General features: G+C 50.7%; 14 protein-coding genes. 10 read left to right on the plus strand and 4 right to left on the minus strand.

Going from position 1 to position 14003, the window contains the following annotated elements; genetic code table 11:
* The 4 genes from IQ219_RS08235 to cysS form a co-directional block, all read left to right on the plus strand.
* On the plus strand, positions 1-281 hold a 281-nt coding region (locus tag IQ219_RS08235; RefSeq protein WP_368667592.1), incomplete at its 5' end, for a ribonuclease III domain-containing protein.
* 12 nt (positions 282-293) lie between these two features.
* Complete coding sequence (rlmB, locus tag IQ219_RS08240) at positions 294-1448, plus strand: 23S rRNA (guanosine(2251)-2'-O)-methyltransferase RlmB (RefSeq protein WP_194072304.1); 1155 nt, start codon at positions 294-296, stop codon at positions 1446-1448.
* 80 nt (positions 1449-1528) lie between these two features.
* Positions 1529-1840, plus strand: a complete 312-nt coding sequence (locus IQ219_RS08245; protein ID WP_190598335.1) for a DUF1816 domain-containing protein — start codon at positions 1529-1531, stop codon at positions 1838-1840.
* A 136-nt stretch (positions 1841-1976) separates the two neighbouring features.
* On the plus strand, positions 1977-3428 hold the full coding sequence (gene cysS / locus IQ219_RS08250) for a cysteine--tRNA ligase (protein WP_194072305.1): 1452 nt from the start codon (positions 1977-1979) through the stop codon (positions 3426-3428).
* 14 nt (positions 3429-3442) lie between these two features.
* Here the strand turns inward: cysS and IQ219_RS08255 are convergent, their stop codons facing one another.
* Entirely contained in the window at positions 3443-4036 is a 594-nt protein-coding gene (locus tag IQ219_RS08255) for a Maf family nucleotide pyrophosphatase (RefSeq protein ID WP_194072306.1), read from the minus strand.
* A 152-nt stretch (positions 4037-4188) separates the two neighbouring features.
* Between IQ219_RS08255 and IQ219_RS08260 the strand changes: the two genes are divergently transcribed.
* Together IQ219_RS08260 and IQ219_RS08265 are read left to right on the plus strand one after the other, a co-directional pair.
* Complete coding sequence (locus tag IQ219_RS08260; RefSeq protein ID WP_228016809.1) at positions 4189-5712, plus strand: CPBP family intramembrane glutamic endopeptidase; 1524 nt, start codon at positions 4189-4191, stop codon at positions 5710-5712.
* A 112-nt stretch (positions 5713-5824) separates the two neighbouring features.
* Complete coding sequence (locus tag IQ219_RS08265; RefSeq protein WP_190598330.1) at positions 5825-6265, plus strand: hypothetical protein; 441 nt, start codon at positions 5825-5827, stop codon at positions 6263-6265.
* A 130-nt stretch (positions 6266-6395) separates the two neighbouring features.
* On the opposite strand, the gene IQ219_RS08270 is transcribed toward IQ219_RS08265, so the two are convergent.
* Positions 6396-7868 (minus strand): apocarotenoid-15,15'-oxygenase, encoded by a 1473-nt coding sequence (locus IQ219_RS08270; RefSeq protein ID WP_194072307.1) that lies wholly within the window; start codon positions 7866-7868, stop codon positions 6396-6398.
* A gap of 134 nt (positions 7869-8002) precedes the next feature.
* Here IQ219_RS08270 and clpS point away from each other — a divergent pair, with 134 nt between their 5' ends.
* Positions 8003-8290, plus strand: a complete 288-nt coding sequence (gene clpS, locus IQ219_RS08275; RefSeq protein WP_028947369.1) for an ATP-dependent Clp protease adapter ClpS — start codon at positions 8003-8005, stop codon at positions 8288-8290.
* Between the two features lie 65 nt (positions 8291-8355).
* Here the strand turns inward: clpS and IQ219_RS08280 are convergent, their stop codons facing one another.
* The gene (locus IQ219_RS08280; protein ID WP_194072308.1) at positions 8356-9543 is read right to left on the minus strand and encodes a glycosyltransferase; all 1188 of its coding nucleotides are present in this window, start codon (positions 9541-9543) and stop codon (positions 8356-8358) included.
* Positions 9544-9713: 170 nt separating this feature from the next.
* Between IQ219_RS08280 and IQ219_RS08285 the strand changes: the two genes are divergently transcribed.
* The 3 genes from IQ219_RS08285 (at position 9714) to IQ219_RS08295 (ending at position 12254) form a co-directional block, all read left to right on the plus strand.
* Positions 9714-10223, plus strand: a complete 510-nt coding sequence (locus IQ219_RS08285; RefSeq protein WP_014407118.1) for an inorganic diphosphatase — start codon at positions 9714-9716, stop codon at positions 10221-10223.
* 261 nt (positions 10224-10484) lie between these two features.
* Complete coding sequence (locus IQ219_RS08290) at positions 10485-10850, plus strand: NAD(P)H-quinone oxidoreductase subunit M (RefSeq protein WP_194018656.1); 366 nt, start codon at positions 10485-10487, stop codon at positions 10848-10850.
* A gap of 36 nt (positions 10851-10886) precedes the next feature.
* The gene (locus IQ219_RS08295; RefSeq protein ID WP_194018655.1) at positions 10887-12254 is read left to right on the plus strand and encodes a hypothetical protein; all 1368 of its coding nucleotides are present in this window, start codon (positions 10887-10889) and stop codon (positions 12252-12254) included.
* A gap of 57 nt (positions 12255-12311) precedes the next feature.
* On the opposite strand, the gene IQ219_RS08300 is transcribed toward IQ219_RS08295, so the two are convergent.
* Positions 12312-13928, minus strand: coding sequence for a glycoside hydrolase family 3 N-terminal domain-containing protein (locus IQ219_RS08300; protein ID WP_194072309.1), 1617 nt, complete (start codon positions 13926-13928; stop codon positions 12312-12314).
* Positions 13929-14003 lie beyond the last annotated feature (75 nt).

Genomic DNA, 14003 nt, shown 5'->3' on the forward strand with positions numbered 1-14003 from the left:
GTCGTATAGGGGATTTTCACCGTCGGGTGGTGGCCCAGGTGCGGGCTGAACAACAGGCCCAGATATTAGCCACCCTTTTACCCCAATTAACCGACCCGGAAAAGGAATGGGTGCGTCGGGGTCGTAATGCCGCCACATCCACTTCCCGGCGGGCCAACCCCGAACTGTACCAGGCCGCCAGCGGTTTAGAAACTCTTTTAGGTTATTTATACCTCAGGGATGCCCGTCGATTAGATGAACTATTAGCCTTAATTGAACTGCCCGACGCTGCCCCCCGTTAGCCCCCGAAAGTCATGACTGAAATGCCCAAGAAGAAATTTTCTCCCCGTTCTGCCCGTGGAGATAAACCCCGCTATGGAGAGCAGAAACCCAAACCGAAGCGCAGTGGAGATAAACCCCGCTTTAACGATGATCAGCCCCAAGGTTTTAAAGAAAAATCTGATCGCTTCCAGGATAAGCCCCGCCCCCGCTCCAATGAGGATAAACCCCGACGTTCTGGGGATAAACCCTCCAGTTTTAAGAGCCGATTTAAAGATAAGGACAGGGATAAGCCCCGCTACGGTGACGAAAGGCCCCGGCGATCGGGCCAGAAGCCCCAGTTTGCTAAAGCTGCCCCTTCTGCTCCCCCCCTGGCGGACTCCGATCAGGCCCAGGAAGCCCTGGATTTGCTCTATGGTCACCATGCTGTCCTAGCCGCCCTAGACGGCGATCGCCAGTTGAATCGCATTTGGATTACTTCCCATCTCCGCCACGACATTCGCTATCGCACCAAAATTCAAACCGCCAAGGCCAACGGCACAGTGGTGGATGAAGTGGATAATTTTCGCCTCAACCAGATCACCCACAACGCCAATCACCAAGGCATTGCGGCCCAGGTGGCCCCCTACCACTACTGGGAACTGGGGGATTTGATTGATCAAGCCAAACGCCAAAGCACTGCCCCGGTTTTAGTCATTATCGACAGCATTACCGATCCCCACAACCTGGGGGCCATCATCCGCACCGCCGAAGCGTTTGGAGCCCAGGGCATGGTCTTACCTCAACGGCGGGTGGCGGGGATCACTTCCACGGTAATGAAAGTGGCCGCTGGCGCCTTGGAACATTTCCCCGTGGCCCGGGTAGTAAATCTTAGCCGGGCCTTGGAAACTTTGAAGGAGTCGGGCTTTTGGATCTACGGCACCGTGGCGGGTAAGCAACCTCCTCTACACCAATCGGATTTACGGGAACCCATGGGCCTAGTGATTGGCTCGGAAGGGGAAGGGCTGAGTTTGTTGACCCAAAAACACTGTGATCATCTCATTACCATTCCCTTGGCCGGTAAAACCCCCAGTCTCAATGCTTCCGTGGCGGCGGCCATCAGCCTTTATGAAATTTTTCGCCAACGGGGTTTTGATCGCCCTACCCTATCTCCCCCTTCCCCCGACTTCCCAGAAGTTTCAGAGGATTAGCAAGAAAAAGTGGCAGAGTCGCAGATTTAATTGCCATTCTGCCGGCAATGTAACAAAATATTGCGGGCTTGAAAGCTAGAATGACAGCAAGCAACACCCATTACCTTGTCTCTATCCTTACCCGAAGTCCTATGAAAGAACTGTGGATCCGAGTTTTATCCCTGTTGGGCATGGCCCACTGGGTTGAAATTAGCACCGGCGCTCCTCGCTGTACCTATTATTTTGGTCCCTTTGCCCGCCGTAGCAGTGCGGAAAAGGCCCAGGTAGGCTACCTGGAGGATTTGCGAGGGGAGGGAGCCCAAGACATCCAGGTAACCATTAAGCAATGTAAGCCCGCCCGCTTGACCATTTTTGATGATGGAGAGGAATTAATGCCCATCCTTTCCCCCTAGTACCGAGGGCGTTACCTTTCACCACGGCTCAGTTTTCCCAGCCTGGCCCAATTCCTGGCGATCGCCGTTGGGCCTCGATGCGGCTTTGATAGAGAATAATGGGAAGACTGTACATTGATTTTTGCCTTCCCTGCCCATGACCCTGCGCCTGTACGATTCCCTCACCCGAGCCAAACAAGCCCTGCAACCGCTCCACCCTGGCCTGGTGACTATGTACTGTTGCGGCATCACTGTTTATGATTACTGCCACCTCGGCCATGCCCGCACCTGTATCACCTGGGATTTAGTGCGTCGTTATCTGCAATGGTCTGGTTATGAAGTGCGCTATGTGCAAAATTTCACCGACATTGATGACAAAATCCTCAAACGGGCAGTGGACGAAGGCTCCACCATGGAGGCGGTATCAGAAAAATTTATCGCCGCCTATTTTGAAGATATGGAAGCGTTGGGGGTGCAACCAGCGGACCTCTACCCCAGGGCTACCCACACCTTAGATGGCATTAAAAGATTAATTGCCGAGTTGGAAGCTAAGGGCTACGCCTATCCCAGTGGCGGCGATGTCTATTACTCGGTGCGTAATTTTGAGGGCTACGGCAAGCTCTCTGGCCGTAAGCTGGAAGATTTACAGGCAGGGGCCAGCGGTCGGGTGACGGTGGCCGATCCAGATGGGGCGCAAAAACAGGACCCATTTGATTTTGCTTTATGGAAAAGTGCTAAACCGGGGGAACCAGCTTGGGAATCTCCTTGGGGTAAGGGGCGGCCTGGCTGGCATATTGAATGTTCCGCCATGGTGCGGGAATTTTTAGGGGAAACCATTGATCTACATGTGGGGGGGAATGATTTAATTTTTCCCCACCATGAAAACGAAATTGCCCAATCCGAGGCGGTGACAGGGCAACCCCTAGCCCAATATTGGCTCCATAACGGCATGGTAAAAGTGGATGGGGAAAAGATGTCCAAGTCCCTGGGGAATTTCACCACCATTCGGGCTTTGCTAGAAACCGTTGACCCCATGGCAATTAGACTTTTAGTGCTCCAGGGCCATTACCGTAAGCCTTTGGATTTTACTGATACGGCGATCGCCGCCGCCACCAATGGCTGGCATACGTTAACGGAGGGTCTGCAATTTGGTTACGACTATGGTCAAGACTTTGGTTGGGCACTAGAATTTTCTCCCCTGCCTCCGGATGCCAATCAATGGACAGGGGCATTTCAAGAAGCAGTGGACGATGACTTTAATTTTGCAGGCGGTTTGGCTGTACTGTTCGAATTGGCAAAGCATCTGCGGTCTGAGGGGAATAAATTAAAATTCGAGGGCTCAACCCCGGCCGACCCGGATTTGTTGCAAACCCAGTGGATTACTTTAGTCAGTTTGGCGGAAATTTTGGGTTTAGGCATTAATCCAGAGTCCCAATCCACTGACGATAATGGTCTAACTGATGCGGCCATTGAACAACTGGTGGCCCAACGCACCCAGGCTAGGAAAGATAAAAATTGGGCCGAAGGCGATCGCCTCAGGGATCTATTGCAGGAGGCGGGGATCACATTGGTGGATAAACCCGGTGGGGTAACGGAATGGTTCCGCTAGTTAGCTTGCCTAGTTTAACTTTGCCAAAAGTCGGCCAAAGAGTAGCCCAACCGTTGCAATAACGACCGAAAAATAGGCAAACTTAGGCCAATCACGTTGCTGGAGCAACCATCCAGTTTATTAATCAACATTCCCCCTTTGCCTTCCAGGGCAAACGCCCCGGCGCATTGGAGAGGCTCCCCACTGTCCACGTAGGCTTGGATGGTGTCGTCGTCCACATCCGCAAAATGAACTTTGGTTAACCCAGTTTGGCAGAGGCAACGGTTTTGGGTACGGTCAATCAGAGCATGGCCTGTGTACAATTCCCCCACCTGGCCCCGCATGGTTTGCCAACGGGTGATCGCCACGGCCGGGGACTCCGGTTTGCCGTAGGTTTGACCATTAACCAATAGGAGAGAATCACAGCCAAGAATGAGGGCATCGGCAAACTTGCTGGCCACCGTCTCTGCTTTAGCTTTGGCCAGGGCTTCCACCAAGGCCACTATGTTGTCAGCGGTTAAGGAAGATTCATCGAAATGACTCACGGCCACCAGAGGGGCAATGCCGGCCATTTCTAGTAAACGCTTGCGGGCGGGGGAGGCAGAAGCAAGGACAAAAGTTGGAGGCATAATTGTTATTTTTTAACTGTTATTGTACTACAAAGGCAATGCTCTCCGAGGGGGATAACCGGCCTGGCCAAAAGGGGGCGATGGGTTATGCTACGTTGATTAACACAGCCGTCCCACAGCCAAGGACGGGGTTTTAGACCCAGTTTTTTTTGATGAAGCGAATTATCCTCGCCCTGTTGACGGTTATTTCCCTGGTGCCTTTTTTGCTTTCCCTAGTGGGAAGTTTAGAGGAGCCCCAAGTACAGTCTCAACTACAGCTTTCCCAAACCAATCTGTTATTGCAAGCTTCAGCTTGGCAGGGGAAGGATGAATCGGGAACATGGCGGGAAACCCTGCAAAAAGCCCTCTTGGAAAGCCAGCCCCAACAGGGGGGGTTAAAACAGTACGAAATAGCAGTCCAGGAATTGATTGACCATCTGGACCGTCTCAAAACGCAACAAACAGTCTTGGAAGCCAGTTCCAATAGCGATCCAGCGCCGATCCAAGCGGTCATTACCAAAAATCAAAAGACCCTCAACCAACTCCAAATTAATTTGGGGCTGCTACAATACGCCGAAAATCAGCCGGAACAAGCCCTGGGCACCTGGGAATCCGTGGTGAGCAACGGTGGGCAAAATCAGCAAAAAATCGCCACAGTGTTAATTGCCCTAGAACAATCCCAGCCCATTCCCCCCCATGCGGAAGCGCTGATTAATGATCAATTAAAGGGATGGTTTCGTTGGCAAGGGTTGACCCAGCTTTATCGTCGCCAGGGCAATATCGAAAAACCAGATCAAATCTGTGATACCCCTGCCTGTGGAGCGTTACAAACGGAAGTGGAAAAGGCCAGTCAGCGGGCCTTGGTGAAACTAGCCCTACTCAATAGTTTGCCTTTGCTGGGAGGCGGCATCGGTGTCTTACTGATCGTGGGGCTGCTATTACAGTGGGCCCTGGGTCGGGAGAAGGCGATTCTAGCTACTAACGCCAAAACCAAATGGGACACTCCCTGGAATTGGGAAACCACTTGGCAAGTGTTGGTGGTGGGCTTCTTTTTCCCCAGTCAGATCGTTTTGCCTCTGGTGGTGGGGGTGTTACCTCTGCCCATGGCGGATTTGTCGTTGATGGGTAAGGCTTTTTATGTATTGGCCACCTATGGGGCGATCGCCACGGTGGGCTTGGGGGTATTGTTCCTCTCCCTCAAAGATTTCCGTCCCCTACCCGAGGGGTGGTTTACCCTGCGTCCTAATCTAAAAGCGGTGTTGTGGGGCTTGGGGGGGTACCTGGTGGCATTGCCTTTGGTGGTATTGGTATCCCTGGTCAATCAGGAAATTTGGCAGGGCCAAGGGGGTAGTAATCCCCTGCTTTCCCTCGCCTTAGATTCCCAAAATTGGTTGGTGCTCGGGATCTTCTTTTTTACCGCCGCCATTTTAGCGCCAGTGTTTGAAGAAATCATCTTCCGAGGCTTTCTCCTGCCGGCCCTAACCCGCTACTTCCCCGTTAGTGTGGCGATTATTCTCAGCAGTTTACTGTTTGCCATTGCCCATTTGAACGTGTCGGAAATTTTGCCCCTATTTGTCTTGGGCTCGGTTCTCGGGCTAGTTTACAGCCGTTCCCGCAATCTTTTATCCTCCATGATCCTCCATAGTTTATGGAATAGTGGAACTTTGTTAAGCCTATTCATTTTGGGTGGCGGTTGAATACTCATAGTGGCCTGATTTTGAAAGTAAGATTCTAGAATGGTGCTGGTAGACTGCATTTTCCTCTAGCCCGTTAACCTGTGGTGAGTCGCCAGTGAACTGGTGAGTTTTTATGGACTGGCTTTTTTATTTATTCTTAACAGCCATTTTTTACGTTTACCGTTTAGTCAGCCTGAAATCGAGAACAGAACAGGAACGCATCGGTTCAACACCGGTATTTTTCTCTACCCTCGGTTTTTTCGCCATTTTTGAATTTGTTTTTGCCGACTCCCTGTTTAGACTGCCCCTGTTCCATATCTTGGGGCTAATTTTTTCCTTTGTTTACGCTTTCACCATCTATATTTACCTGCGGAATTTAAAAAAGGAAGTGGAGGTAATTTTCGAAAAATTAGTCAAACAAAGCCAGGGCAAAGTGAGCGTACTGACTTTTATGCAACGTACTAATATGACAAAGGACGAAGCCATGGATTATCTGGACGGCAAACTCCGCCAACTTCCTGGCATCACCTACGAAACCTTGGGCAATATTTACTACGAATTTGACCGTTGGTAGGGGCATTGTGCCCATGCTCTAGCCGCCTTCACGATTAGGATAGGATCGGGGAAAAAAGCCTGACCAGCTTTGCCTGTAAAGCTTTTTGTTCTAAACCCTGCCCCATTTTTAGTTAAATCAAACCCTAGAATTAGACCTTAGCCCAGGAACCATGGAGGGGATAGGGAATGTGGTGCTTTAACTTCAACGTGGCGATCGCCGGAGCGGTAATGTCTTGAGCGTTGAGGATCACCAACTGGGAACGGTGTAAATCGGCGTTATAAATCAGACAAAGCAGCCAACCATCATCTTCAGTCACGCCACCGGGTCTGGGTACGAAAATCGGTTCCCCCGCAAAACCATGGGGAGCAAAGGAACGCAGAGTTTCAGTGCCGGACTCTAGGTCAACTTTGAGAATGGCCTGGAGGGGAGCATTGCCGGTGCTATGGTGGGCGGCCCCCATATAAACATAGCGATATTCCCGGCCTACCTGCTGGGGATGGACGACGGGAAACTCGCAACAACGGCTAATCATTAACTGTTTTTCCACCGTCGCCGCTGCGGGATCAATGGTGAAACGCCATAGCTGTCCTGGGTCTAAATTGTCAAAATCCGTACTACGAAAATCCACATCGGGGCCCACCTGGGGCAGAGAGTTATAACAAATGGAATCGAGGATTATTTTGCTACCTTGCTCAAAGGCATTGGCATGGTGGAAAACAAAACCAGCCTGCACTGGGATTCTTTGAATTTCGCCGTTGCCCCTGGGCACCAGAATAATTTGGGCCGTTTTTTCAGGGTGGAATTCCACACATTCCCCCGCTCCCCGCCAACCCAAAACGTAGGGCAAAGCGTTGAAGGTCACATTATTTTGTAAAAAGATGGCGTAATGGGGCGTGATGGCAAAGTCATGGATAAAGGCAAAACCGGGAAATGTGTCGGTTTTTTGTCGTAACAGTTTGCCCTGGGGGTCTAGTTCCAACAGAGTTAGGGTACTGCTTAAGCCCGATTTGATTGAAAAAGTGACGTAACAGGATTGGCCTTCGTCAAAAATACAGGCTGGATCAATGCGGGGATGGGCCGACAGGGGTTGGCCTTCAGCAAGAATGCCCCCCAAATCATCCAGGCCGATGGTTGCTAAGCTTGATGGTTCTAGTCGATGGGGTTGTCCCCCTTCCCACAGGGCCAAGAGGCGATCGCCCCAGAAGGTAATGTTGGTGTTGGCAATGTTTTTTAGCTGTAAATCAAAGATATTTTTCAGCCAGCCCCCCGCCGGTTGGGAGCCAAAAACGCCCCGGTAGATCATTTTTCCCGCCGCTTGCTCTTCCACATAGCCCTGGGTGCGCACAAATCGGTTTTGGAAATGTACCCTCCCGTCCCCAGGAAACTTAAAAGCCGTTACCATGCCGTCCCCGTCAAAGGGATGCTTCAAAGGGCGATCGCCAATTTCCAACAATCCGGGGCCATTGCGATAGAGGGTGCCCTGGAGGTCTGGGGGCACGGTGCCTTCCACATCGTCAATCCAGTAATCCCACTCCTGGGGCTGGGATTGGTAACCCTTCAGCCAATCCTGAGGACTGTAGGACCGCTGCGAAGGGGAACTGGTGGTGGGGGAAGTAACCATGGGCAATGGGAAAAATATTTGTTACATTTCTTTACTTTTTCTATTGTAACCTTCTCCGCTCCTGGGGGCTGGGGGTTACAATCTATACGTAATAGAATCTGAAGTTTCTCCACTTTCGCCCAGGGAGGTAAATGATGGCGACCGAAGTTTTAAACAAGCCCAGCAATAGCACAATCCGCAAGCACGCTCCCCGTTACCGGGTTTTACTGCACAACGATGATTTCAACTCCATGGAGCATGTGGTGCAGACCTTGATCCAAACGGTGGCGGGCATGACCCAGCCCCAAGCAGTGGATATTATGATGGAAGCCCACGTTAACGGTATGTCTTTAGTCATCACCTGTGAGTTGGAGCACGCTGAGTTTTACTGTGAAACCCTACGTAGCCACGGGCTGTCTAGCACCATCGAACCGGACGAATAGGCTCTAGGCTCTTAGAGCCAAACTTTTTACCTTTTTTCCATGGCAACGGTTGCTCCGATGGAGCTTCACCGGCTGAAAGCATTAACATCTGTGACTCGCCAACTAAGTTTGAGGTTGAACCAAAAGTTCCAGATGGTCACTAGGGCGATCGCCAGGGCGTTGGCTAGGTAGCGGTTGAAGTGGGAAAAGTTAAAGAAGAAATTCAACAGTGCCAGGTTAATGCCCAGGCCGGCCCAGCAGATCAGATTAAATTTGAGCAGACGTTTACTTACTTGGGAGGGACTGTTTTGTCCCTGGGTTAAATCTTGGAAAGTCCAACGGTCATTCCAGAAAAAGTTATTAAGAATGGCCAATTGGGCGGCGATGATCTTGCTGCGACTCAGGGGCAAATCCCCCAGGGATGGTTCCGTGAGGATAAATAAAAAGGCCATGTCCACCGCCACTCCGGTTAACCCCACAGCGCAAAATTGCAAAAACCGGGAAGAAAGGGACAATCTTAGTTTGCATAAATGCTGGAGATACTCCACGTATTGCCGCCAGGTGACCTTACTGTGTCCTGATCGCCGTTCTTGAAAGACGTAACCGACTTCTGCTAACCAACGGATCCGCCCCCGGGCCGCCACTTCAATGAGAATTTTGTATCCCACTGGGCTGAGGGGACAATCGGCGATCGCCAGACGCCTCACCATGAAAAAACCACTCATGGGATCCGACAAACGGCCAATTACCTCCGGCAAAATTAATAAACCCAGCATCTGGGCACCCCGAGAAAGCAACCTCCGCACCAAACTCCATTGACTGACCCCCCCTCCTGATTGATGGCGACTGGCCACCGCTAAATCTGCCCCCCGTTCCATTTCCGCCAACAGGTCCAAAAGTACCTGGGGAGGATGCTGTAAATCCGCATCAATAACAGCCAAAATCTCCCCCCGGGCCTGCTGCCAACCCCTAATCACCGCTGTGGATAAACCCCGCCCCTCCGTTCTCCGAATCACCCGCAATTGGGGATAGGTTTCGCCCAATGCCAAGGCAATTTTCCAAGTTAAATCGGGACTATCATCATCCACCACAATCAACTCATACCGGCCAGCCCAACGGTGTTCCAGCAATTCCACCAGAGTAGTCACCATGGCTTGGATATTTTCTCCTTCGTTATAGGTGGGCAACACCAAGGAAAGGAAAATACCGTCAGTTTCCCCCAGCTTGGGCACTGTTAGGGCCGTGGCTTGGGATGGCAGGGGCAAATAGACCATGGGCAGGGGCAGAAAAAATGGATAATGACCGCCCTAATTATGGCCTGCGGAGAGGCCAAGGGAAATTCCCTTCAGTAAGGCTAGGTACAAGGGGAGCCCACCGAGTAAAATGCGATCGGGTTTCGAGCCCGTTTTGTTGTGACTCTTTTGTACTTCGTTGGAGAAAAATTGTGGACCTAAGCCGTATTCCTGCCCAGCCCAAAGCCGGTTTGATCAATGTGTTGATCGAAATTCCCGCAGGGAGCAAAAATAAATACGAGTTCGACAAAGACATGAATTGCTTTGCCCTCGATCGGGTACTGTATTCCTCTGTGCAATATCCCTACGACTACGGTTTTATTCCCAATACCCTCGCTGACGACGGCGATCCCCTCGACGGCATGGTGATCATGGATCAACCCACTTTTCCCGGTTGTGTCATTACCGCCCGGCCCATTGGTATGTTGGAAATGATTGACGGCGGCGATCGGGACGAAAAAATTCTTTGTGTTCCCGCCAAAGATCCCCGTTACACCTACGTTAAATCCATCAATGACTTGGCAGGGCACCGCTTGGATGAAATTGCCGAGTTCTTCCGCTCCTACAAAAATCTGGAGAAAAAGGTGACGGAAATTCTTGGTTGGAAAGATGTGGATGCAGTGCTCCCCCTGGTGGAAGAGTGCGTTAAGAACTACAAGTAATACGCCATCAAATCCGAGAGCAACTGTAAACCATCGGTCTTTGCCCAAATTAGTGATTTTTGAGGTTGGCGATGGGATTTTATCTTAGCTCCCATCAATTGCAATCCACCTCCTGAACTGTGGCCGACCTGGGAAATTGTGGATCCATCTATAACGTGGGGGCCATGGACTGTACCAATAAGTTCTTGGATAGCCTAGTCCCCACCCCTGGCGAAATTTGTTTACAATGCTCTGTGATCCCCAACGGCTTAGCTAACTGCCATGCTTGTCAAATCCACTACCCGTCACGTCCGTATTTTTACCGCTGAAGTGCAAGGCAATGAACTGATTCCTAGCAATAGTGTCTTGACCATGGATGTGGACCCTGATAACGAGTTTGTTTGGAATGAAGACGCTCTCCAACAGGTTTATCGTCGCTTTGACGAGTTGGTAGAGTCCTACGGCGGCGAAGATTTAACCGACTACAATTTACGGCGCATTGGCTCGGATTTGGAGCATTTTATCCGTGACCTGTTGCAGGAGGGTAAAGTTAGTTACAACCTGGACTGTCGTGTCTTGAATTACAGCATGGGACTGCCCAAGGTGGAAAATACGGAGACCGCTGGCAAATATTGGCTAGAAAAATAACCCCAATCAACAATTGTGGGAGGGAGGCTTAACACTGTGTTCGATCGCCATTGGCAGAATCAAGGTAATTACCGGCCCAGATATAGGTCTTATCTGACCAAAGTTCTGACGGTATTTCTACTGGCGATCGCCATTGGTTTGGGGGGCTGTCAATCTTTATCGGCATCACCCCCACCCCCATTGGTCAAAGCTAGCGAACTGGTGCAATTGGGCAACCTGCGGGAAGTATCTCCCCCTAAAGCATTGCAGGCCCTAGCCCCCAGCTTTAATCAATACCAACCCCAGCTAAAAATCCTCTCCCCTGCCCCGGATACGGTGCTCAAAAAAACTACAGTGGCGGTGCAACTCCAGGCGGAAGACCTTCCCCTGAACGAGGATGATAGTGTGCCCCTGCGAGCCCATGTCCATTTAATTTTGGATAACGAGCCCTACCGAGCGATTTATAACCTAGACCAACCCATCATCCTAGAAGATTTGGAGCCAGGCACCCACACCCTGCGGGCATTCCCCGTCCGCCCCTGGCATGAAAGTTACAAAAACGATGGGGCCTATGCCCAAGTTACTTTCCACGTTCTCACCAAAACCGACAGTAATAATCCTGACCCCGCCTTGCCCCTGTTGACCTATAGCCGTCCCAAGGGAGACTATGGTGCTGAACCAATCCTTTTGGACTACTATTTGACCGATGCTCCCCTCCATATCGCAGCGGAAAATGATGCCGACCTGAGTGATTGGCGCATCCGGGTCACTGTCAATGATGAAAGTTTTTTGGTGGATCAATGGCAACCCATTTATCTGGAAGGATTTGAGACCGGGGAAAATTGGCTCAAGTTGGAGTTCATTGACCAAGCGGGTAACCTGGTGGCTAACCGTTTTAACAACACAGTGCGGGTGATTAATTATCAACCCGATGGGCAGGATGCTTTTTCCCGTTTAATGCGGGGGGATGTCCCCTTGGCTGAGGCCTATACCCTGGTTGGCTTAGATCTGCCTTTTGGCGTGGAACCCTTAGAGGAAGTGGTCGAAACAGAGGAATTAGTGGAAACGGCACCGGAACCTTCCATTCCGCCAGAAGTAACGGAATCGGTTCAACCTGATGAGCAAATTGAAGTGGAAGAAACGGAAGTAGTGGTGGAAGAAATGCCTCTTGATGATCCAGGGGAGCCCGTGACGGATTTGACCACGGCCCCAGAGAGCGCTGCAGAGGATAAAACTTCCGAGTTAACCCCGACATTATCACCAGAGAACCAACAACCTGAGGGGCAAGAGGTGGAGGAATTGGGGGTAGTAGTTGAAGTTGAGACAATTGAGGAGGAAAGGGTTGTTGAGGAGGAAATGACCGAGATCCAGCCAGAACCTTTGAATGAGTTGAACGATCTAACTTCAAATTCCTCAGAAAGTTGAGTGAAGATTACGAGCGTTATGGGTTCTCGTAGTATTTCCTGAGCCTTCCCTGGGAAATTAAGTGGTAAAAATTACATCTTGAATGCTGTGGTCAGATAAATCCTGCCAACCGAATAATTGACCAATGGCGATCGCCTGGGCTTGGGACATTTGGCCATGGGAAAAAGCCCACGGTAAATGGGGACAGAGTTCTACCATTTGGCTTTGGAACCAAGCTAAAACGTAGGGACTGCCGTAGACGATTAATCCTTGCAAGGATGGATGGGCTAAGCATTGGCGATACAAAGCTTGGTTTAGGGGAGTTAATCCCGCAGTGCCCCGGAAAGGATTGCCCCGGATAAATACCTGGAGTACAAAGGGATGTTGACCAATGGGATAGTGCTCCAACCAATCGGCAGTTAAAATTTTGGCGCTGTATCCTCCCCGGAGAGGAAAAGTTAAGGCAGGACAAGCTCGGTCGAGGTAATCAGCGGTGAGTAAATCATCTACGACAACTAAATTTTTTCCTTGCCGATTGCCTAGGTTGGGGACAGGTAAATCTCCGCCGCTTTGCAGTGCCGCAGTGACAATCTGATCCACTAATTTACGGCCGGACTGGGGTTGTAAGTTAATGGTGAAATGGCTGGGGTCAGGGCCGGGGGCCAATTTTTCCTTGGCCGTTAACACCCGTTGCAAAGATTGTTCAATTCTCTCCTCTGTCAAACGACCCGACTCCACCGCCTTGGCGATCGCCGTGATTACTAGTATGGGATCCGGCGGCATCAGCAGAATATCAACCCCCGCTTCCAGGGCCCGGATGGCCACTTCCCCAGGGCTAGCAATTTCGGTAATGCCCCCCATAATCAGCGCATCGGTGACAATGATGCCCTCAAAACCTAGTTTTTGCCTTAACTGTCCAGTCAAAATAGCTGGGGATAGAGTTGCCGGATTGCTGTCGTCCCAGGCCGGCACAAGAATATGGGCAGTCATCACACTATCCACCCCCTGGGCGATCGCCTGCTGAAAAGGTGGGATTTCCACGGTTTCTAGCCGATCAATGGTGTGGGGCATGACGGGCAAATGTAGATGGGAATCGGTGTTAGTGTCCCCGTGGCCAGGGAAATGTTTGGCAGAAGTGAGAACGGGAAATGGCTGGGTTCCCGCAATAAATTCCCCCACCAAAGTCCCCACAATTTCCGGAGTTTCCCCAAAGGCCCGCACATTAATCACCGGATTGTCAGGATTATTATTCACATCGGCGATCGGGGCCAAAATCCAATTCAGCCCCACCGCTAGGGCCTCCTGGGCAATCACTTCCCCCATTTGATGGGCATATCGCTTAGCTAAGTCTAGGTTTTTCTCGGCAATACTACCCAAGGCCATGGGCGGGGGAAACCAAGTGGCACCAGAGAATCTTTGCCCCACCCCTTCTTCAATGTCAGCGGCCAAAAGTAACGGCGTAGAAGCCCAACTTTGTAACTGAGCAGTGCGTAAAGCCAATTCTGCTCCACTGCCTCCCAAGAGAATTACTCCGCCCAAATTAAGGTTAGTTAACCAATTTTGCAGGGTTTGATTAGGCGCTTCCCAAGCAAGGTAACGAATTTGATGATCAAACAAAAATCCTGAGGCCCGCACCACAATTAATTGGCCAATTTTTTCTTGTAAAGTCCAATTGCTGGGGGTTATAGCCGCCATAATTTTTGATTTTCTTATTATTAAAATGCTTAAAAATTAACTGTTAATTAGATTTAGTATTAATCAGTTTCGTAT

The organism is Synechocystis sp. LEGE 06083, assembly GCF_015207725.1.
Taxonomy (GTDB): Bacteria; Cyanobacteriota; Cyanobacteriia; order Cyanobacteriales; family Microcystaceae; genus Synechocystis; species Synechocystis salina.

What these genes read in the sequence shown, in the direction of transcription:
- rlmB (WP_194072304.1), top strand. Translation starts at nt 294, where the DNA reads ATGACTGAAATGCCCAAGAAGAAATTTTCTCCCCGTTCTGCCCGTGGA.
- IQ219_RS08245 (WP_190598335.1), top strand. Translation starts at nt 1,529, where the DNA reads ATGACAGCAAGCAACACCCATTACCTTGTCTCTATCCTTACCCGAAGT.
- cysS (WP_194072305.1), top strand. Translation starts at nt 1,977, where the DNA reads ATGACCCTGCGCCTGTACGATTCCCTCACCCGAGCCAAACAAGCCCTG.
- IQ219_RS08255 (WP_194072306.1), bottom strand. Translation starts at nt 4,036, where the DNA reads ATGCCTCCAACTTTTGTCCTTGCTTCTGCCTCCCCCGCCCGCAAGCGT.
- IQ219_RS08260 (WP_228016809.1), top strand. Translation starts at nt 4,189, where the DNA reads ATGAAGCGAATTATCCTCGCCCTGTTGACGGTTATTTCCCTGGTGCCT.
- IQ219_RS08265 (WP_190598330.1), top strand. Translation starts at nt 5,825, where the DNA reads ATGGACTGGCTTTTTTATTTATTCTTAACAGCCATTTTTTACGTTTAC.
- IQ219_RS08270 (WP_194072307.1), bottom strand. Translation starts at nt 7,868, where the DNA reads ATGGTTACTTCCCCCACCACCAGTTCCCCTTCGCAGCGGTCCTACAGT.
- clpS (WP_028947369.1), top strand. Translation starts at nt 8,003, where the DNA reads ATGGCGACCGAAGTTTTAAACAAGCCCAGCAATAGCACAATCCGCAAG.
- IQ219_RS08280 (WP_194072308.1), bottom strand. Translation starts at nt 9,543, where the DNA reads ATGGTCTATTTGCCCCTGCCATCCCAAGCCACGGCCCTAACAGTGCCC.
- IQ219_RS08290 (WP_194018656.1), top strand. Translation starts at nt 10,485, where the DNA reads ATGCTTGTCAAATCCACTACCCGTCACGTCCGTATTTTTACCGCTGAA.
- IQ219_RS08300 (WP_194072309.1), bottom strand. Translation starts at nt 13,928, where the DNA reads ATGGCGGCTATAACCCCCAGCAATTGGACTTTACAAGAAAAAATTGGC.